Source organism: Dictyobacter alpinus, from assembly GCF_003967575.1.
Classification (GTDB): domain Bacteria; phylum Chloroflexota; class Ktedonobacteria; order Ktedonobacterales; family Ktedonobacteraceae; genus Dictyobacter; species Dictyobacter alpinus.
This window is the reverse complement of the sequence record NZ_BIFT01000001.1, coordinates 1,161,253-1,181,897: the sequence shown is the minus strand read 5'-3', so window position 1 is coordinate 1,181,897 and position 20,645 is coordinate 1,161,253. Positions and strand designations below refer to the sequence as shown.

At 46.2% G+C, this 20,645-nt stretch carries 15 protein-coding genes and 1 tRNA gene; 6 read left to right on the top strand and 10 right to left on the bottom strand.

What is annotated here, in order from left to right; all coding sequences use genetic code 11:
• Window positions 1–143: 143 nt before the first annotated feature.
• The 4 genes from EL633_RS04700 to EL633_RS04685 all read right to left on the bottom strand — a co-directional run bounded on the left by EL633_RS04700 (window position 144) and on the right by EL633_RS04685 (window position 4,496).
• Window positions 144–2,651, bottom strand: coding sequence for a ComEC/Rec2 family competence protein (locus tag EL633_RS04700; RefSeq protein ID WP_161981947.1), 2,508 nt, complete (start codon window positions 2,649–2,651; stop codon window positions 144–146).
• A gap of 124 nt (window positions 2,652–2,775) precedes the next feature.
• The gene (locus EL633_RS04695) at window positions 2,776–3,051 is read right to left on the bottom strand and encodes a hypothetical protein (RefSeq protein WP_126626080.1); all 276 of its coding nucleotides are present in this window, start codon (window positions 3,049–3,051) and stop codon (window positions 2,776–2,778) included.
• Window positions 3,052–3,783 carry a ComEA family DNA-binding protein gene (locus EL633_RS04690; RefSeq protein ID WP_126626079.1) on the bottom strand — a complete coding sequence of 244 codons (732 nt, stop codon included), beginning with the start codon at window positions 3,781–3,783 and terminating at the stop codon, window positions 3,052–3,054. It abuts the gene before it with no gap.
• Between the two features lie 296 nt (window positions 3,784–4,079).
• Complete coding sequence (locus EL633_RS04685) at window positions 4,080–4,496, bottom strand: hypothetical protein (protein ID WP_126626078.1); 417 nt, start codon at window positions 4,494–4,496, stop codon at window positions 4,080–4,082.
• A gap of 431 nt (window positions 4,497–4,927) precedes the next feature.
• Here EL633_RS04685 and EL633_RS04680 point away from each other — a divergent pair.
• Window positions 4,928–4,999, top strand: a tRNA-Arg gene (locus EL633_RS04680).
• 370 nt (window positions 5,000–5,369) lie between these two features.
• Here EL633_RS04680 and EL633_RS04675 read toward each other — a convergent pair.
• Complete coding sequence (locus tag EL633_RS04675; protein WP_126626077.1) at window positions 5,370–6,077, bottom strand: VC0807 family protein; 708 nt, start codon at window positions 6,075–6,077, stop codon at window positions 5,370–5,372.
• Between the two features lie 754 nt (window positions 6,078–6,831).
• Here EL633_RS04675 and EL633_RS36480 point away from each other — a divergent pair.
• From EL633_RS36480 to EL633_RS04660, 3 genes are all read left to right on the top strand, one after another.
• Complete coding sequence (locus EL633_RS36480) at window positions 6,832–7,665, top strand: sensor histidine kinase (RefSeq protein WP_161981946.1); 834 nt, start codon at window positions 6,832–6,834, stop codon at window positions 7,663–7,665.
• The gene (locus tag EL633_RS04665; protein ID WP_126626075.1) at window positions 7,662–8,327 is read left to right on the top strand and encodes a response regulator transcription factor; all 666 of its coding nucleotides are present in this window, start codon (window positions 7,662–7,664) and stop codon (window positions 8,325–8,327) included. The genes EL633_RS36480 and EL633_RS04665 overlap by 4 nt, the downstream gene beginning before the upstream one ends.
• A gap of 113 nt (window positions 8,328–8,440) precedes the next feature.
• Window positions 8,441–8,662: a hypothetical protein gene (locus EL633_RS04660; protein ID WP_126626074.1), complete on the top strand. Its 222-nt coding sequence runs from the start codon at window positions 8,441–8,443 to the stop codon at window positions 8,660–8,662.
• A 493-nt stretch (window positions 8,663–9,155) separates the two neighbouring features.
• Here EL633_RS04660 and EL633_RS04655 read toward each other — a convergent pair whose 3' ends face one another.
• From EL633_RS04655 to EL633_RS04635, 5 genes are all read right to left on the bottom strand, one after another.
• Window positions 9,156–10,172 carry a hypothetical protein gene (locus EL633_RS04655; RefSeq protein WP_126626073.1) on the bottom strand — a complete coding sequence of 339 codons (1,017 nt, stop codon included), beginning with the start codon at window positions 10,170–10,172 and terminating at the stop codon, window positions 9,156–9,158.
• A 43-nt stretch (window positions 10,173–10,215) separates the two neighbouring features.
• Complete coding sequence (locus tag EL633_RS04650; RefSeq protein WP_126626072.1) at window positions 10,216–12,033, bottom strand: hypothetical protein; 1,818 nt, start codon at window positions 12,031–12,033, stop codon at window positions 10,216–10,218.
• Between the two features lie 21 nt (window positions 12,034–12,054).
• The gene (locus EL633_RS04645) at window positions 12,055–13,614 is read right to left on the bottom strand and encodes a TIR domain-containing protein (RefSeq protein ID WP_126626071.1); all 1,560 of its coding nucleotides are present in this window, start codon (window positions 13,612–13,614) and stop codon (window positions 12,055–12,057) included.
• A gap of 452 nt (window positions 13,615–14,066) precedes the next feature.
• Entirely contained in the window at window positions 14,067–15,176 is a 1,110-nt protein-coding gene (locus EL633_RS04640; protein WP_126626070.1) for a hypothetical protein, read from the bottom strand.
• A 589-nt stretch (window positions 15,177–15,765) separates the two neighbouring features.
• Window positions 15,766–16,896 (bottom strand): ABC transporter ATP-binding protein, encoded by a 1,131-nt coding sequence (locus tag EL633_RS04635; protein ID WP_126626069.1) that lies wholly within the window; start codon window positions 16,894–16,896, stop codon window positions 15,766–15,768.
• Between the two features lie 387 nt (window positions 16,897–17,283).
• Here EL633_RS04635 and EL633_RS04630 point away from each other — a divergent pair, with 387 nt between their 5' ends.
• Window positions 17,284–18,750 carry a response regulator gene (locus tag EL633_RS04630; RefSeq protein ID WP_246039081.1) on the top strand — a complete coding sequence of 489 codons (1,467 nt, stop codon included), beginning with the start codon at window positions 17,284–17,286 and terminating at the stop codon, window positions 18,748–18,750.
• Window positions 18,751–18,939: 189 nt separating this feature from the next.
• Window positions 18,940–20,583, top strand: coding sequence for a RecQ family ATP-dependent DNA helicase (locus EL633_RS04625; protein ID WP_170216683.1), 1,644 nt, complete (start codon window positions 18,940–18,942; stop codon window positions 20,581–20,583).
• Window positions 20,584–20,645 lie beyond the last annotated feature (62 nt).

Below are 20,645 nucleotides of genomic sequence, written 5' to 3'. Positions count from 1 at the left end.
CGCAAATACTACGACTCTTTGAAACGCTTCTTTCTGTTAGAACTGTTGAGCAGGTAGAAACAGTTTCAAAAAGATAGGTATGTTACTTACTTGTACGTACTGAGCAAGCATGGGTTGTAGCTAGCAGACTATCTTGCCACCTGTTATGGGATGGGTTGGAGGTGCCACCCGGCTTGATTGCCGGTGATTTCGATGTTCCCTTGTTGTTGAATGCTCAGTATATGGGTGGTTGAAAGTAGTGGAGGGAGGTGAATTGGTTGAGATTTGGTGGACGTGGTCTGAGACTGGCGCTGGCTGGCTGGAGGAGTAATGATCAGCAGGGTAGGCTGGACTTTTTGCAGGAGGGTAATCAATGCGCTTGATAGTGTTTTGCCTGGATCGCCTACAATTTGTATGATATTGGCCTGGAGGGCGCTCTTCGCCGTGTAGGTAGTTAACTGAGTGAGTGCATAAGGACTCTGGGCGGCCGCTCCCAGGAAAAGTATGCGTAGTCCTGACATGTTTAAACGTGTGATGAGCGTATTGTCGCGTGTTTCGTTGCTAATGTGGAGTTGCGTCGTGGGCCAGAGTATCTGTAGCTGTGTGTGTTGATCAAGGGTAATATTTTGTCCCTGTGAGACAGTGTGATATGGTTGACCCTGCTCCTGGATTGTGCGCCGCCAGCGTGCATAGGCCGTGGATGGATGAAGCATTCCGGCGTCGATAATAGAGTTAATACGGTAGCGTGTCACCACATCTTGTAGACCCAGGAGGTGTTCGGCTCGGGGGACTGTCAACATCACCATATCCAGGTTACGTTGCCAAGATGGTAGGCGGCTATCCAATGCTTGAGACAGCGTACCAGCGTCGAGTCCACCATCGATTAACAGCGTTTTATTTTCTGCTGTACGTAGCAAGATGGCTTCTCCCTGTGCTGGTTTGCTGATGGGACCAACGCGTAGGAAGGTGAGCGAGAATTTTTCGCGGGCCTGAGATTGTTGAAGTGAGACTATACCCGTTACGGTGATAATGAGCAGCGCCAGACCCACATAAAGCCAGCGCTGGACACGTTTGGTAATAACTTTTTTACGCTGTGTGTGTTCGCCAGTTAATTTGGCGTGAGGCCAGCGGTAGAGCAAGTATACCAGGGTACATGTCAGAGGCACATAGTACAGCCAGGAGATACGATTATCGACGGCCGTAACGGTAATATACGCACCGGGCAGGGCAGCACAGAAAAGAATGCTCTGTCCCATATACCATAGCAGTGGCCATGCCAGCCAGCCTCCTAACATTCCCAGTGGTAAGAAAAAGAGTCCCAGCAGGCAGATCAGGAGCCCAAGCGTAATGCTTAGACCGAGTAAGGGCACGGTTAGCATATTGGCAATGGGAGCGATAAATGAGATTTGCTCAAACGTAATGGCGAAGATTGGCAGGGTAGCGAGCTGGGCCGCCATGGTGACCGCGCATGTCTCCGCCAGGAAATAGCCACCAGGAAACTTTGCCAGGGAACGTAATGGATATTGTATATAAGGGGTAAACAGCACAATGCCCAGCGTACCCAGGAAAGAGAGTTGGAAGCCCGTATCCCAGAGAACTACTGGATCAAGTACACTCATGCCGATGGCGGTAACAGCCAGCGCGGTATAGATATTATAGCTACGGCCGATACGCGGGGCGAGAACCAGCAGGCTACCCATGACACCAGAACGAATGGCGGCCGCGCCAGCGCCGCTGAGGACCGTATAGACGGCGATACTTAGCAGTACGATAGCGGTACTGAGCCAGCGTTGCCAGCTACGTTGGGGAGATCCTGGCAGATAGTCGGCGATACGACCCGTGTAGAGCCAGCGTGTACAGCTCAACATTAAGCCAGCAAGAACAGTTATTTTAAATCCTGATGGCACAATGAGGTGTGCGGTCCCAGTAACATTGAAGGCCTGAGATAGTGGGGCCAACTGTGGTGTACGTAGTCCGAGAACGATGGCAATCAATAAAGCTGCATAAGGTTGAGGCAATATCTGGCTCAAGATGGTCGCGAAGCGGACCCGCCAGTGATAGAGAAAGACGATAGCCGGATTGCCACCATGCTGATTGACACTGATTCGTGGGAAGGTCATCTGGGCCTGGATATCCGCCGGCCCATGAGGCTCGGGCGTGACCAACTTACCCTGAACGGTTACTATATCTCCATAGTTCGCCCCATACATATCCTCAAGCGTCGTACCCGGTGTCTGAACCTCTAAAATACCACGGACCACCTGCCAGTCCTTTGTGTCCAGACGATTAAGAGCACTGACCGCTATCTTTAACTGACGAGCCCGGCCTGCAAGTTTAGGGGCGTCGCTGACCATGCCCTTTACTTTGACCACCTGCGAGCCAATTGCATGGACAATGGACTGAGGATCATTGGCCGGCTGGATGATGGTGTAGCGCCACGCTCCCAGGATCAGACATAATAGCGTGATAAACGTAAGACGGCTGAGGGGTAGCCGGCGTGCCAGGAATATAGCCACTACTACTACGCCACTGCTACAAAGTAGGAGGAAGGGGGGCAGTACAAGCCAGGAGGCAAGCACAATGCCCATTAACCAGGCCGTAGCCAGAACCACAATAGACATACCTTGTAACTGCAATAGTGAGTCACTTTGAAATCCTGCTACCTTTTTCATCACGCCACCCCTACCCATCCCCACTAGTATCAAAATGCAGCAGTATGCAATGATCTGCCAGGGAAATCTTTATTATGTTGTACGCAAAGCCCATTAGCGAGAGACACTATCCAGAGAAAAACTGTCAATGAGTAGTTAATTGTTGTGCTGCCAGAGCTGACAACTGAGTCGCATAAAAGATCGCGCAACCAATGCCTAGCATGACACCAGCAAAGGTCCCTAGACGCTTACCCAGGCGCCCCCCTTTGGAGATATTAGCATCCAGAGAGGTTGCTATCATCCAACCCAGTAGCGTTCCAGACCAGCGACCCACCAGGGTGCCCAGACCCATCCCTAATGCCAGACATACAATCCAGGCCACAACCTGTAGCACAACTATAATCTCATGTGGTATTGTCATCTACACCGTTACCTGATCCTTTATCTTCGCATAAATTGTTTTACTCACAACCTTTGCTAATGTATCTACGGATGTGAATAGACCATGTTGTAAACGATAGTTGATAATAGTTTGTGCCGACTTCGTACTTAATTGAAGTCCCTGTCGTAATTCATCGGCGCTGGCAGTATTAATATTGATCTTTGTCGTTTCGCTATCAGCGTTTGTGGGCTCAGGAGTCTCATTGGCGTGCAATACATAAATTTGCTGTCCATCACTCAAATGTGTCGCCAGATTTAACGCCGCCAGATTGGCTCCTGGCTGTGGACCGCCTGCGGCCTGGAGTAACTGATAAACACGTGACTGGCTGGCTATAGTATAGACACCAGGATGCTGGACCGCACCCGTAATATAGACCTGAATATTACCATCTGCCGAAGTATCTGAGTTAGTTACATCCGCCGAAGCAGTGGCCGAACTTGTCGAAGCTGTTGTAACTTGAGGAGCCGAGGCTGCAGAAGGTTGCTGCCAGAGCCAGACAATAGCAGCGATTAGAGCCAGAACTAAGCCCAATGCGAAAGCGCGCGAAAGATACTGCTTCCGCTTTAATTCAGCTGCTACCGGAGCAGCATCGGCTTCTATTGAGGGATCGACAACATCAACCTGCGCCGAATAGGGTTGAGTTTGTTGTTGAGTAACATCATACAAGGCCAGTGTATCATGAGGAGTTGAATGAGGTTCAAATGGTATCATAAGTTGCTCCCTTCTATCCACACCACCAATCGTCGTCGCCCACACAGAATACCACAAGCTTTGATATATATCAATAGATAAAAACAGCAATTTCAGAGACCTTCAGAAAATTAGTAATGTATGGATAGAGCACCGGTTCTGCTGGTCGAAATTTCTGAAATTATTGATGTTTCAAGCTAGTATTGTGAAGAACTTCTATGTACAAAAAAAACCAAGCTATGTGCACTTATAGAGCACAAGACTTGGTCTTTTTTTGCTCTAAATCTTTACTACAACCTTGAGCAAGCCATTATTTGTTAGTCAGTCATAAGAATTAGTGCCTCTCTCCTCCGATAGGCGAAATAGAGGCTGAAAACACTGATGAGAACAAGGATTAGTGTCATAATACAGGTTGCTCCTACAACGGCTTCAAAGACGAGCAAGGTGTGATAGCTTTCATCTGCACGACGTACCAAGTCGGCTCCTGCCCCGGGAACTCCTGCACAAATCAAATAGTTCCGACTGGTCACGCTTGCCAATACGAAAGACCAGATACCTCCTACAAGCGTACTTCCTATTAAAAGTGCATAACCAAATTGTTTCAATGAACGCTTCTGCCAGAAGATCAAGCTTGCTGTGATGATGAGCACGACGCCACAGAAAGTAGCCTCTTGCCAAAGGGTCTCGAAAGAGGTAGGAAAGGCACACATTGCAAGAATCAAAACTGATGCCATACAACAAATTCCTTTTTTATCCTAGAGACAACATTTGAGCTATTCTATCATGTCATTCTCATTTTAACCACTGCCTATTCACTCACCATGCTGTTCAAAAATGTCTGTACCTTTGCTTTTCAGGCATTCATGAAATGACTTTAGACAAGGGGAAGGGTTCTTCTCGAACAGGTCTAGCGCGAATGCGTTTCTATCGAGGTCTTTCCTGGGCGAAAAGAACAGACGCTTAATTAAGTCCCACCCTTCAGAGCTAGATGCATACGCATAGAGCTTTTTACCTTGATGTCTGGATACTGCTCACAGTTTACGTCACAAGACATTCTAGATTTGCCAGTAAAACGAGCTATAAGGGGTTTTCCTATGATGTGGCGTTATGCGGCTTGTGGAGCGTATTGAGAAAGTTTGACAGGTGTGTTATAATCTTCTATGAAGTTCCCGTAGCTCAGTGGATAGAGCACCGGTCTCCGGAACCGGTGGCGCTGGTTCGATTCCAGTCGGGAACACTCAGCAATATAAAGCGGCTCCAGAAGCCAGGTTAGCCTGAATTAGAGTAATACAAAAAAGCTCTAATCAGGCTATTTTTTTGCCAGGTCTTGTTGCGATCAAGCCCAATTCAACACGACAATTCATAGAACAATTGCGTGTTTTCAATTATCATGTATATTTTTTTAATCTTTTACTTGATTAATAAGTCTAAAGTTACAAATGCTGAAGGCTTATCTTGATCTAGATGCGCAAACATCAAATTAAGAAGCGATAAAAGCATGAAGCTGGTGTAGAGATAATATTTGCGGCATTATCTCCACACCAGCTTCATGAAGTGCTATACCTTTAAGCATCAAATGTGGATCTTTTATTGCACGAGCCTGATTACTAATTGTGCAATTGCTGGGCATGCTGTTGTTTGATCTTTTGTAGCGCAGAGCGATTTTTGTAAGCGTAGTATAGTGAGAATGCTGCGCCACCACCAATAATTGCTACATTCAAGATCGATCCGAGCGCCACCACCGTAGCCACCGATAGAGTCATTACAAGTAAAACCTGTAGCGCAACATGGGCAACCATTAAGAATCCCCAGAAGCTGGTCAGGACGCGGTAGAAAGTGCGGACCTGGGGATACTCCCAATCGGTATTGAAGTTTGTGATTAGCTGGGCATCATTATGGCAGCGTAGTGAACGCATCACATAGAAGAGTAAGGGCTTCTGGAACAGCAATGAGATCAGGAAGATGAGGCCGAACAGACCCGAGACAACGGTTGATTGCAAGAGCAAAAGCCTGGGACTATTGAAGATGTAGGCGGTGGCAGCGGTCAACACAAAACCCAGTACAATTAACACTCCCATCATGTCGACGCGACGTTTTCTGATCAGTTCAACGGTGGTCATCACCAGCGGTACTGCACTGGCCAATAGCAGAGCATTTACAGTGGACATATGTGATGAAGCCAGGCTATAAATCAGAAAGGGAGCTCCAGTATTAATCAACATACCTGGCAACATCTTCAATAACATAGATTTTTGCGATAGACCATTATGCTGTTTCTCAATAACTTGAGTGAGAGGTAAAGTATTGGTTGACATTGTGGTTCTCCTTCTTGTAATGAGCAACTGTATAAATAAAGATTGCTAGCAACAGCTTTCTCTCGTTTGATTTCTGTTTCTTCAGCAGTTCGTGCTTACATGGGCAAGTATAGCTATATAGTGGGGCTAATACATCGGAGTCAGGTTTGATATTGGGTTGATCTTTGCGGGCCCATTTTCTCCACCCTGGAGTGGATGAACTTTCCTGCCAGACAGGCTATAATTAGAGCAGAAGAGAGGCAAAAGAATATATCAAAGGGAGAGAGTGTTTGATGTGAATATATTAACAAACCTCAGTCTGTTTGAGCCAGCGGATGGGATAGGAGGGTGGAGGAATATGCGCACTGTGATCGCGACAAGATTCTTTATGAGGGGTCTTATGCTTGCCGCTGACTGTGTTGCTGCATTTATAGCTGTGCAAATTATTCTTATCGGACTACATTCTTCGCTAAGTCAGACGATAGTGATAGAGTGCTTTTTTCTGACGATAGCCCTGCTCCTGATAATTTCGCGTGCACTCAAACAATTTCTGCTGCTCGTTGCTATCTATTGGATTTGCCTGCTACTCAGCCTGCTTCTTAGCATATCCTTTGCTGGTAACTGGGGATATTTTAGCATATATATGATTTGCAGCATAGCTTTTTATCGCTTTCCCTTAAAATGGTCTTTACCACTACTGTCAGGCTGCATGCTTGCATTAATATTGACCAATGGATCAACCCACTTTTTACTCTCACATCAAGTAAAGGATTTGATGCCCAACACAATATTACTCCCAGTAGCTATTGGTGTCAGTTGGGTGAGTTGGACACGGCGCATAGAATTTCTCCTGATCAATAAATTACAAGAAACCCAGGAGCAATTGCGAGCAGAAATAGCCCGCTCAGAAGCATTGGCCGCCGAGCGCGAGCGCACACGTATAGCACGTGACATCCATGATGTACTCTCGCATACCCTGTCAATTCTCTCCATACAGGTACAGGCCGCCCGCCATCTGGCCACACGCGATCCCAATCGCCTCTCAATCAAGCTGGACGATATGGCAGCCTTGATCCGCGAGAGTATCGCGGAAAGTCGACGCGTGGTGGGCTTATTAAGAGAAGTACCGAGGACTCCTATTGATCAAGGTCGCCTGACGCTGAAATTGAATCGTGCTGCCACAACCTTTGGTGAACGCACTGGAATCCACTGCTTGTTTACAGAAGAAGGTTTGCCACCCGCCCATGAAGCGCTAAGTATAGTTCAGCAGGAAACGCTGCAATATGCCTTACGCGAGATGCTCACGAATGCCAACCGCCATGGACACGCTCAAACGATCTGGATCACACTACGTTGGCGCGAGTCAGCCTTGACGCTGCAGGTGCGCGATGATGGTCAGGGGAAACAAGCGCAAGCCAGTGATGAGCCCGTACATAAGGCAGACAACTTACATGCATATGGTCATCATGGCTTGCAGGGCATGCGCGAACGTGCGGTAGCACTTGGCGGCGAGGTCGAAGCAGGACCACTGGATGAGGGAGGCTTCTCAGTCACCTTGCGTATCCCATTCATTGCTACCGGCCTACAAAAAGCAAGAGGAATAGTATGAATATACAACAGATCCGGGTGCTCATAGTGGATGATCAGCGACTGATGCGCGAAGGATTGCGCATTATCCTGGAAGATGCAGACGATATTGATGTCATTGGTGAGGCAGAAAACGGTATGCTGGCCATACAACTGGCCCTGGAAAAAGAACCCGATGTAATCTTGATGGACATACGCATGCCAGTCTGTGATGGGATAGAAGCCACCGAGCGCATTCGCAAGCAAGCCAGCTCATCCAGGCCACGCATATTGTTGTTAACCACCTTTGATACTCCTGAAATGGTCATTGAAGGTATGCGGGCCGGGGCCGCAGGCTATCTACTCAAAGATTGTAGCGCCGAAGAGGTGAGTGGTGCTATCCGCACCGTAGCCCGAGGGCAGATAATATTGCAAGCGGCCAGTGCCGCCCAGCTGCTGGCTGGCCTATCCGCTCCAGCTGCTCCACCGCTCCCAACTCCCCAATTGGAGACCAGTGGCCTGACCACACGCGAGCTGGATGTAGTTAAATTGATCGTCAAAGGGCATAACAATACCGAGATTGCTTCCGCCCTCTCGGTCAGTGATTCTACTATCAAAACTCATATCAATCATATTTTTGCCAAACTGGGTGCCCGCGATCGAGCCCAACTGGTGGTACTGGCCTACCAATTGGGTATTGCCTGATGGCTATTTTATTTTTGCAACATTTTTACGTATATCTGTATATATAACTAAGAATATAAATGATATGCACTTGCATTAAGGTATAAAAAACTAGCATATATAAGGAGTCTATAATGTTTCTACTGGTGATATTATTCGTGATTATACTTTTCACCGCTCTGGGTAGCCTGTTCAGACCCAGACGTTGGATGAGCTATGGCTACTATCGCCCATATCGCAGACCCTTTTTCTTCCGTCGCCCCTACATGCGTCGAGACTTTTATGGTGGGGATTTCTATGGTCGTGAACATCATCACCACCACCATGGCCACCATCATCACCACGGCGGCTGGTAGCAGCAAAAGTAAAGAGATAAGATGAAAAAGCCCACTTGCAAAGACAAGTGGGCTTTTCAATTATGTCCTAAAATCTATGAGATGTTTGATAAAATTTAGGTATATGCAGATGCTTATATGGATAGGACGAGCTACAGTGCATGCCACACACGTACTGTCTTAATGCGCACAGCCTGGTTCCGGTCTATCTTTGATAACTATGAGGCAAGAACAGTCATGTCGATTAAGAGCGGCATAACTTTCTGGATGTAATGGATAATCATCCACCATAATCTATCTTGCTTTCTCTTTTATTTAAATATTGGAACTACTTTGAGATAAACATCTTTTATTAATAATGCCAGCTAATAATTAGTTTCGTTTCTCTTGAAATATTATAGCTTAATTTTATTCATTTATCCAGGAGCCAATTTTCAACATATATCTTAAATAGCAATTATTGCTATGTAATACAAAATCGCACAACAATAATTGCCGTTGAACCTGTGATCAGTTAATGAGACGAACCGTCGTTTCTTTGACGCTGGTTGGGTCTGTTTTGATTGATATCTGTAACGTTCTGATCAATCAGGCGTGGTTGTTGGGAGGATCGCTGCTGTAAGCGTCCATTAATTAGCTGTTTTATTTCAGGATGCGTGTTGATAAAGCCAGCTATCTCTGGATGTCTCTGTAGAATTTGGGTTGGAGTAAAGCCTGTCTCGATCTCCATCACAAAAAGCGAGATAATATAATTTTCCATTTCGCTTACGATGCGCTCGTTTAGCTTTTCTCCACGTTGGAACGATTGTTTTTTTGCGTTCTCGCCCAGGCTGAAATCCGTATCACGAGATTTTTCCTGACGGTTGTACATAGCTTCCAGGCTCTGGATGTCGGCCTGGGTGCGCACTTTCGTCTTTTGGATTTCAGCCTGACGTTCAATAGCCAGCATTTGTTGTCTTTGCGCATCCCAGTTAATCATGGCATGTGTACGTATGATCCAGAGACCTGTACGGCGTCCCTTCATATTTTTATTGGCGGCGTATTCAAAATCTCTTTCTTTTATGCGATCGTGATCATTCTCGCGAGCATAGCGTTGGAAGGCTTCCTCGATGCCCCTTTTCATAAGGCCCAGCGGATCCAGGTTTTGGACATAGCATTGTAAAAAGGCCTGTGGATTGTTTATACGCAACATCACAGTGGCAGTATAGCTGGGATTATAGCGATCTTTGGTAGTGAGACGTGCGCTTAATTGCAATTCCTGGGGGCCGAGGTTCACATAATGAATGACATCTCCACTGCGTAGTTTGGCTTCTCCTATGCTTTGAGGAGTATCCTGGCCCATTCCCTGGTCGGTAGTACGTAATGAGCAGATGAAACGGCCATCTCGGTAAACTTCCATACTAAAACCTTCAACTGCTAAAACGGTGCGATCAAAAAAGCCAAATACAGGTTCAACCGTTTTTCTGATGATCATGTTGTAATAATTTGTGAGTACATTTGATCCCTGGTTCGAATTGTACGATGATGACATGGTATCAACCCCTCCTTGGCATGTATGTAGAATAGATCTGCTTTTACCAGTCTGCTTGTTGTAAGATGTGTCGCGCTAACATCCCGATACTTTTTGATTGTCCTCCACCCTCTTGTAACCAACTGGTCAATCTATTTTCGTAAGCTTGTAAGGCCAGAGCGTAGTGACCACTTTTGTCCGGCTGGTCATGTTGCCAGCATTGCAACATTTTGCCGAGATTAACCATAAATTCTACAAAGTGTGTATAGAGCTCTTCCGATTGATCGTTTGATTGGCTCAGAATAATAGAGGCCCATTGATGTAATAGATCAATGGCTGGTTTACTTTTCCCTTCAATGATTGCTGCACAAAGCAGTATAGAGAGATTTTGACGCCACTGGTTTTCGTTTATTGCGAGAATTCCCGACAGTAATGTGTCTTGTTTATTTCGATCAGGAAGTGTTGGTTGTTCAGGAAGAGACTGGTGGATATTGTATGGGATGTTAATCGTTGGATTTGATGTAGAAAGTGATGAAGCGGCGATAAGAAAAAAAGCATCAAAGATTATGTTGAGCACTACTTCTCTTTGCCGTTTTTCTTGCAGATAGGAACTGATTTTTGTGGATGGTTGATGATGATGGGTGAGCTGTTCCGCCTGGGTTGCCAGGGCATCTAATACGCTACGGATATGTCCTGCTAACGAGATTGTTACATAGGCTGAAACGATTGCGGAAGCCAGTTCACTCGGAAATGCATCTACATTATTGATGGCCCTATGTGTGACATTCCTCTGTGGAATGTTTTGTAATTGCTCCAATCCCTGAAGAGCTTTCAATGGCAAATGACGTCCAATTAAACCATAAGTGTACGCGGCAGCACACCCTACGCGTGGGTTAGTTGATTGTATCCAGCGCTCGGTCCATTGGCTTAATAAGCGTAATAGCGAATCGACGAGAGCATCGGTGTTTTTGCTTTGTGTTTTGCTGACGTTGGTTTCATAAGCTCCGGCCAGAAGCGAGGCAGCTGTACGCCAATCACGGGCAGTTTTGCGATCAGCCCAGGTATTGGCGACACGCCAGAGTTGGTTGATATTTTGATATGCTAAAATTGAGCCGAGCGCACGTGCAGAGCGGCGAGAATTTTCACCATTTAATCCTTCCGGCCAGCTTTGTAGCATATCTATAAAGCTCTGACCGGGCTGGGAGCCTGGCCATTCTACTGATTCTTCCGCAATAAAATGTAATATACGTGGACCTAATTCTGGATTTTGCCAGAATATACGAGGGTCACCACCTTCTTGTACAAGCGTATAGGTGCGTTTTCTGAGCCTGGAAGCTGATCGCGCTGAAAGTACTTCTCCGTTCGACATGCTGTGATACAGTTCACGAGCCTTTTTTGTGATCTCACTGGCTGGACTACCTTGTAGCATAGCCACAGTAATTACATAATACCGCTCGTACTCATCCAGACTATCGTAATACCAATCGTCAATATCTGCTGGCATAGCATTTGGATCGGCGGCCCCGGGTGCATCTTTTATAGATATCTCATTTTCAAAGATACCATCCTGAAACTCTTGTTCAGCCATGGCGGCTGCATATTTCTTGCGCTCATATGTCTGATTGGTAGTAAATGCCTGGCTCAAGGCGGACGGATCAAATGGATGACCTGGATGATAGTTAAGCATCATCATTTGAAATACCTTGATAGTGTCATTCAGGCTGAGCCCATTATTATTGACCACACTGCCGTAGTTGGTGCCAAGGACAGAGGTATCAATGTGCTCGGCCTGCACGGAAGCGTTGGTGTCTTCCGTATCCTGTGTACCTTGCGCTGGATCATCTGAGAAAGCTTCTTGTTCTTCAGTCTCGTCTTCTCGCATTATTACCTTGCCTTCACATTTTTATGCGTGTTGAGGAAGTAATCTGGCCTCAAGTAATCCCCATAGTAATTTGATCGCATTACCCATGGCGTAACGGCGCAGAAGTCCATTCCCAATGTTATCAAGCTCTTTTTTGGCTTCATCCCCATTATCGGAGATTGCACGTAAGACTAATGTGTTCTGCGGCGAAGTTTGTTCATAGACGGTAGCCATGAGTCCCGCAGCCTCCATTTCGAGGGCGAGGTATTTACGGTCATGTGTTTTAAGCCAATGCTGGAATGCCTGGCTGGCTCCTATAATGGGACCAGAAGCAATATGGCCCTCGATAATTTGAGCTTGTTCACGTAGCAATCCAGCCTTAATAAGTTCCGTGTATTGCGCTGCTAGCAACTGCTGTTGCGCAACTTTACTTTGGTCCTGCCAGGACTGGAAGAGTGTGGGAGAGCTAAATTCGAAATGCTGTACGGCCTTTATCAATGAGCCGGTTGCACGGTAGACACTGCCGCTGAATTTCAACTCATAACCCTCTAGATTGGCCATCGGAGCTGCTTTCGCATTGTCCAGATATGCATCTATCTGATCAGCAATGATGACATCTCCAACTTTGGCATCCGCATTGAGTGATGCTGCGATACCCACCATCACCAGGGTGGAAGGGTGCCAGCGTGTGATCATCTTCTGGGTTTGTAATGTGGCTTTGACTGGCCCCATATTGCCGATAAAGGTAGCTATACAACGATATGGGCGCGTATTTGCCCTGCTAGGGCGCTCAAACTGATAATAATATTCACCAGTATCTATATCGTTGATGGCTTCACAACTATTAGCGATGTCCGCATAGAGAACAGCGAACTCTTCTTTTAACGCGATGATAATTCCTATATCCATTATCTCGTCTTGTTGGAGAGAGTTTGAGACGCGAAATTCTCTTGCCTGTGTGCCTCCATTAGAAAAGTTAGAGCCATGATTATTGATGATCTGGCCATAGTTATTTCCAAAGACGGATGCATTAATGACTGGAGCTGGATTAGTATATGAGTTGCCTTTTTTCTTATGCTCGGACGATGAAGTTAGTGTTGCCCTGGCTTGATCCGATTGTGAGGGTTGGGTGTGAACTTCATTGGCACTTCTTCGTTGCTCTATGATAGCGCGAATTTCCTGGGAGACCTGACGCATAAGTTTATCAGGGTCGGTGGCGCTGGCAATAGGATTATGGTCGAGTGGAAGAAGCTGTATATTCTCCAGATCTGCATCTTCCCATGAGCAGTGCCGCAATAGGATAGGGATAATAGTGACCGACTCTTTATCCTGCTGTTGGCGCATCAATGCCTGTTGATGTTGTTGCATGCACCTTGAGTCGGAAAAATAATCTGCACTCAGTAAGAAGAAGAATATGTGTGCCGCTTGTAGATGAGTATCGATCTCTTGTTTTATATTCTGCCCGGGTTTGATGTCTTGATTGGCATTCCATAGCTGGATATTATGTTTGGCCGTATACGGGGTCAATTGGATCTTCAAGTTTTGCCATAACAACTCATCTTTATCTTTACGGGAGCAATTCACAAAAACCTTGATGTTCATATAATAACCTGGATTCAAGCTTGACTAAGTCCTGGTATATTAGTCTCATAGATATGGCTCCTTCCCAGAATATGCACCAGTCATGTGAGACCTCTAGTTCCAGCACCGGAATAGTGTAAAGTAGCGTACTCGCAAATTAGGAATAAGTATAGAACGCAAAAATTGATCAATTTTTGACGTGAGACCAGCCTTTTAATATAAGTATAAACATCTGTAAATTTTATAGCAAGAAAGAAGTTGCTGAATATTACTATTAGTGCATTATAGGTTTGAAGCTTAGTTTGAAGAGCTGAGTGGGTGCTTGAAAAAGTGGATTTGTATGGATTGTTGGCTACACATAAGAAATAAAGCAGCGCTTTATTTCTTATGTAGCCAACAAAGAAGGCGATTATGACTGCTTTATTGCTTCCAGGTCCATACAACAGTTGCTAGCAAAAGTTTTTCGTCCAGTATTAGTTTCCGTAAGTAACGACCATCGGTGGTGGATCCATAGCTAGAATTTCTTGTGGCGTCATCAAGCCAGTTGGAGCTTCAAGTCGATAGAAGATTTTAAAGCCACCATACTTGAAGTTATTGTATTTATGCATATCATCTTTGACCCATTGACTGTATTGCAGTACTTTTTCCTGGTGATCGCCGGGAAAACCACCAACGCTATCCACGTGCAGGACCACATCAACCCTGGGGTCTGAAAATAGGTTTCGTTTATCCGCAATTTCTGCCTGGCCCGCGTCAAAAGGAGTTGCCAGTGTATCGCCATCACCACGATATTGATGGATGATCAGAATTTTGCGTGGCACATGATATTTCATTGGCAGTGCGGCCAGTTCTTCAATGGCTGGGTTCAGATCGGTTGCACGTACGTTACTCAAATTTGTGCCTGGAATACCATCATGGCGTGGAAACATCCATTCAGGATCGATCGCCATATGCACAAATGTGTAGTGTTCCAGATAAGGCATAAAGTAGGCCAGTTCATCCTTTACAACTGCCTGCCCAAAGTTGAGGTCTAGGAAGAGCAAAAGATTGTTATTCTGACAGAAATCAATATAATGCTGGATTGTATCGTTATCTACATGATGGCTATAGGTGTGATCTGGCCCGGGATAGTTGTCCGGTACACTTACAACCAGATCAATCCCCATTTTTACCGGGTGCGTTGCATCTAATTTTTCATAGGCATCGCTTTGTGCCTTTAGCTTTGTCAGCATTTGGGCATCCGGCGCATAAGCGGGTCCGGTTACCTCAGCACCTGGAACCGCATAGAAGGCTATCACCCTGTAGTTTGGTAGTATCGCTCCAACCGCAGGATCAAACGGCGTAGGCGTAGGTGTGGGTGTTGGAAGTATCCGTGTTGGTGTTGGCTTCCTGGTTGGTACATTGCTCAATTGTGGATTCGTAGATGTCTGAATGAATGGAAAAAATATAAGTACACTAATAACAAGCAGAACAATTGCAGCAATTATCATTGCCAGACCAAGCCGATATTTTTTATTCGGTGGTTGTGGCCGAGGCGTGTCGTTGGTCAACGGCAGCGGCATCGTTTTATCTGGATCGTACATGTAGTAATCCTTACTAGCAAAAAATAGGAAGTATAAAAAATTGTTATAATCAGTAGAAAAAATACGGCCATATGTATTTTACAACGTTCTCTTTAGTTGAAGGTTACTAGCAGCCAAAAAATCTCGTTGCCTATTTCCAATAGGACTATCATAACTTTTTTTAGTAATCATCTATAAGCATAAACGCGTACCGCAAGTGAGAAGCCTCAGAAAAAAGCTACTTTTTATCATCCATTATTATGCGGTAAAGAAGGCTGATGTCAGGTATAATTAAAGGAGAATATACTATAAGAGTACCAGGTTCTCTGATCCTGACTAAAAGGGGAAATCGGATGGAAAATCCCGGCCGAAAATGGGCAATTTTAAGTGGTATATGTTTCGCTTTTGGACTATTAACCCTATGTACTGGCTACGGAGGCATTGGTGTACTCATTGATACTTGCGGTTTTATCTCCCTCATGATGTACCTCAGAACGCTCTCACAACAGAACGAAGAATGACCTCTCCACATCAGCGCTGGAGGGTGGGATGCCATACTCTCTTGATGTGGGTAGGCATCAAACACGCTCCAGGCAAAATAGTTCGTGGCTTAGAGATCTGAAGGATAGATCAGGGCTTTAGTTTGAGGATTGAAGAGATAAATGTCGGCTGGATCAAGGCCGATCGTAATGTAAGAACCTACCGTGGGCGCAGGTTGTTTGCTATCTTTTAGTTCCGCCCTCAGTGTTGTCTCTTCTCCAATATTCAACTGAATGGTCAGGTAGCCCATCAATAAATCGACGCTAAGCACGCAGGCTGTGAGCAGTATATAGTTGCTGGTATTGATTGACTTAAGAGCCCATTCAAAGTTGATTGTGCCAGGCCGAATGCCAAGAATGAGCTGATTTTGGTCCTGAATGGGAGCCAGCACGGCTTGCCATCTGGCATCTAATACCATCTTTAATGCGCCCGCTTGCACTGTATAGCCGGTTTCAATTGCCTGGATGGTGCCGGTCAATTGGTTTAGAAATGGCTGGTTAAGAAATTGGGCTACAAACAGGTTGACGGGCCGAGTCAATAATGTATCAGTGTCGCCGAGCTGCTCAATGCGTCCCTGATTGATGATAGCGATGCGACCCCCAATGGCAAACGCGTCGGCTGGATGATGGGTAGCATAAATACTCATAGCTGTTTTAAGTTTATGGACAAGCAGCATTGCTTGTTGGATGCGATAACGTGTATGTGGATCTACTTGAGTGATTGGATCGTCGAAAAGATAGAGATCAGCATTGCGTACCATCGCGCGAGCAATTGCTACTCGTTGTACTTCGCCGCCCGATAGCGTTCTCAAGATGCGCTGCTGAAGCTTCTCTAACTCTAACAGTTCCAGAGCAGCTAACACATGAAGTTGTAGCTCTTTTTTTGTAAGGTGCCGGAAGCGTAATGCTTGAGCGATATTGTCATAGACACTCAGTTGAGAAGCCATACCATACTTCTGTGAGACCAATACCACATTGCGTAAGGTTGCATATCTATGTGTAATATCAAGAGCATCCCAATAGATTTTCCCCTCATCAGGCTGGTCCAGTCCAGCAATCATCTGGAGGAGCGTTGATTTGCCACTATTAGAGGGACCGAGCAGTGTTAAAAATTCGTTATCGGACAAGGTCAGATTCAGCTGATCCAAAGCCAGCGTGTTGCCAAAACGTTTCACGACTTCTTGTACTTTCAGCGTATTCATCCCGGTAATATCTCCATCGATATCTATACGTGCCGTGATCCAAGATTGATCTCATCTATAAAAAAACTCCTCAATACAGTTCTATTAAGAGAATATATCAAAAGTGTACAGAAGTGAATATGAAAAAGCCCTGAGCAGAATATTTTCGCAAAGGTCTAAGGTACTAAGGTACAAGCCCATATTAGCTATTTTGGATGCGAGATTTCACAGGATGATAGGACAATGATATCGTATTCAGAAATACTCACTGCGTATTTTCGCCGTTTTATGGTGGTGAGTCGTGGCGTCAAGAGCGTACATGTAAGAACGTAGAAACTGTTGCAGGTTGGGTGTAAGCATATTCAGGCTATTCTCCTGCTATATTTATAGACACATTATGGATAATCAATGATGGATGAGAATATTACCCACGAGTTGACTGGGATGCTTGTTTTTGATGAGGAACGCAATCACTTACTGCTGGATGGTCATGAGCTGTCATGTGATGAACAAATAGAGATCCGTGTCTTTGGTTCGTGGGTGCCGGGGCAGGTGGCGATGGACTCTGCTGGCTGGTATCTGATGACGCTTGATCAAGTGGGCATTCGCCTGCAAGGAGGCCTTCCCGCCCGCTCATCTGAATTTCGCGTTTCACCGCAAGCTGTGTCACAATCCATAGATCAAAAGACGCGTCCTACTATTTTAATCGTTGATGATGATACCGCGCTCCTGAGCGCCCTGCCACGTATGCTAGCCTTACGTTTGCCAGATATACAGGTAGATACTGCCCAATCTGCCCGCATTGCGTGGCAGTTGTTGCGTGAGAAGACGTATGCGGCCGTGGTCAGTGATATCAAGATGCCTGAAATAGATGGATTGACCCTGCTGACCAGGATTCGCGAGGCTCAACCTGATACCCCGACTATTTTGATTACTGGCCATGGTGAGCATGATATCGCTATCCAGGCTCTGCGTGGTGGTGCCTATGATTATATCCAGAAGCCGATCGAGCGCGATAACTTTGTCGCCGCTCTCCTTCGAGCCATCCAGACCTTTGAACTGCGCCGCCAGGTACAGGAGCAGCAGCAAGCACTGGAACTCTACACGCGTTCCCTGGAGTTGCTGGTGCAGCAACGTACTGATGAACTGGCTGAGGCTCACGCGACCAAAGACAAGGTTGTCAGCCTGGTTTCTCAGGAACTCAATGAGCCGGTGACGCGTCTGAAAAATTTAACCCAGCTCTTGCAGCAGAAATTGGGGAATAGTGAGCTTTCAGAGATCGTATCCAGGAGCTTTGCGGATATTGAAGATTCGCTTGAGCGTACCGAGCTCCTGGTCCAGGAACTGTTAAGCACCTCCGACATTGAAACACAACGCTTTATTTTGCATCGTCAGCGCTGTGATCTGGCTCAACTATGTCGTAGTATCCTGGAAGAAGAGACCGCTGATACCTTCCTGAAACTAGATTATCAGGGATTGAATGAACCACTGGAAGTCGAAGTAGACGAAAGTCAGATTCGGCAGGTCTTATCGATGCTTTTGGATAGTACGCGGTCTTCTATGCATCAGGAAAATTCCACTACCATTATGCTGCAACAAATTGGCTCTGAAGCTATGATCACCATCCGTGATCAGGGTGTTAGCTCGTTAGGTGCCGGCTTTTACATCTCGCGAAAAATCGTCGAGCGCCATAATGGTCATTTAGAGATACAAAGTTTCCCAGATGAGCGTCGAGCCCTGTTTATTACTTTACCACTCTCCCAGGAGTATAGAGAATCTACCGAGCAAGCAAATAATGATTTTGCTCAGGTGCCGCATACCCATGCTATCTGGACTATTACCCATGATGCCCAGGCTGCCATTACTGGCAAATAAAGCCACTTGCACACAGTTGTACTTTAGTTCATCCATTTTTCAGTATCATTCGTTCCCTATAAAGAGGCATCCAATGGTCTGGTTTAGCCAGTGAGCAAAGCTGACCATGCATGACCTTATGCGCTTTGTTCGCAACGTTGCAAGCAATCCAATAGCGCAGCACATTATTGATGAATGGACATGACGAGGATGATCAGAAGAAAGAGTACGCGACAGCTCGAACGAATTACCCGTGAGAAATTTGGTTATGAAGAGTTGCGACCAGGGCAGGCAGCAGCTATTCGCTCGATCCTCGATGGAAACGACACCATCGCGATTTTGCCCACCGGCCTGGGAAAATCCTTGATCTATCAGGTGACGACGCTCCTTCTCAAGGGACCTGCCATCATTGTTTCGCCTTTGATTGCGCTACAACGTGATCAGGTTGAATCGATTGCAGATTTAAATCTCGGCAAGGCTGCCCTTATCAACTCAACTATGCGTGAATCTGAACGTCAGAAAGTCCTGGCGCAACTTAAAGACGGAACGTTAAACTTTCTTTTCCTGGCACCCGAGCAATTTAATAGCGAGGAACTTATTACCCAGCTGCAGGCAGCCCGACCAGCCCTCTTTGTCATCGATGAGGCTCACTGCATTAGCGAATGGGGCCATGATTTCCGACCAGAGTATCTGCGCCTGAGTTCAGTCATTCAAGCCCTTGGCCATCCAACCGTGGTGGCTTTAACGGCGACCGCTGCCCCGCTGGTACGCGAAGAGATTATCGAACGGCTGCAACTAAAAAATCCTCAGATGATCGTCCAGGGTTTTGATCGGCCTAATATCTGGCTGGGTGTTGAAAAATTCAATAGCGAGGCCGACAAAAAGAAAGCTCTGCTCGAGCGCGTATTGGAATCTGAGCGACCTGGCATCATCTATACCGCCACCCGCAAACATGCTGAAGAGATCTCCAATGCTCTGCGTATGTTGGGTGTTGCAGCGGCCTTCTATCATGCGGGCATGCGTGCTGGTGAGCGTGAGCAGGTCCAGCAGCAGTTTATGGATGATCGGCTTGAGGTTATCGTTGCGACTGTTGCCTTTGGTATGGGCATAGACAAACCCAATGTACGTTTTGTCTATCATTATGACATCAGTGATTCGCTGGACTCCTATTATCAGGAAGTCGGCCGTGCCGGACGTGATGGTCTGCCATCCCGCGCTATCCTCTTCTATCGCTCTGAAGATCTACGTATTCATCGCTTCTTCGCCGGAGCAGGCCGTATCGACATCGACCAGGTTGAGTTAGTCGCCCGTGTTATTCAAGAGCAGATCGATCCCGTCACATTGCAAGAACTGGCTGAAGTGACCCATCTTTCGCGCTCAAAACTGACTGAGGCCCTGACACGCCTGCAGGAGAGCGGAGCAATCAAGACCTTGCCCAATGGAGAAGTTATGTCCAATGGCGTCATCGATAATCTCGATGAAGTTACTCAGGAGGCCATGGCCGCGCATCTCTCACGACGAGAATTTGATCGCTCCCGTATTGAGATGATCCGTTGCTATGCCGAAGTGGGCGATTGCCGCCGTGAATATCTCTTGAATTACTTTGGTGAGAATCTGGAGGAGCAGCCCTGCCAGAATTGTGACAATTGTGATGCTGGCATTCTTGTGATTGAAGATATTACCAGTTTGCCTTTTCCAATTAACACCAAAGTTATCCATAAAAGCTGGGGTGATGGACTGGTCTTGCGCTATGAAGGCGATAAAATGGTCGTCTTGTTTGATGAGGTTGGTTATAAAACCCTGTTTGTAGACCTTGTCGTTGAGCGTGGGCTCCTCCTGGAGTCTTTATCCTGATTTGCTAGCAATTCTTCATCTTTTCAAACCTTCTGGCGTCTATTAATGATAGTAGCAAGTTT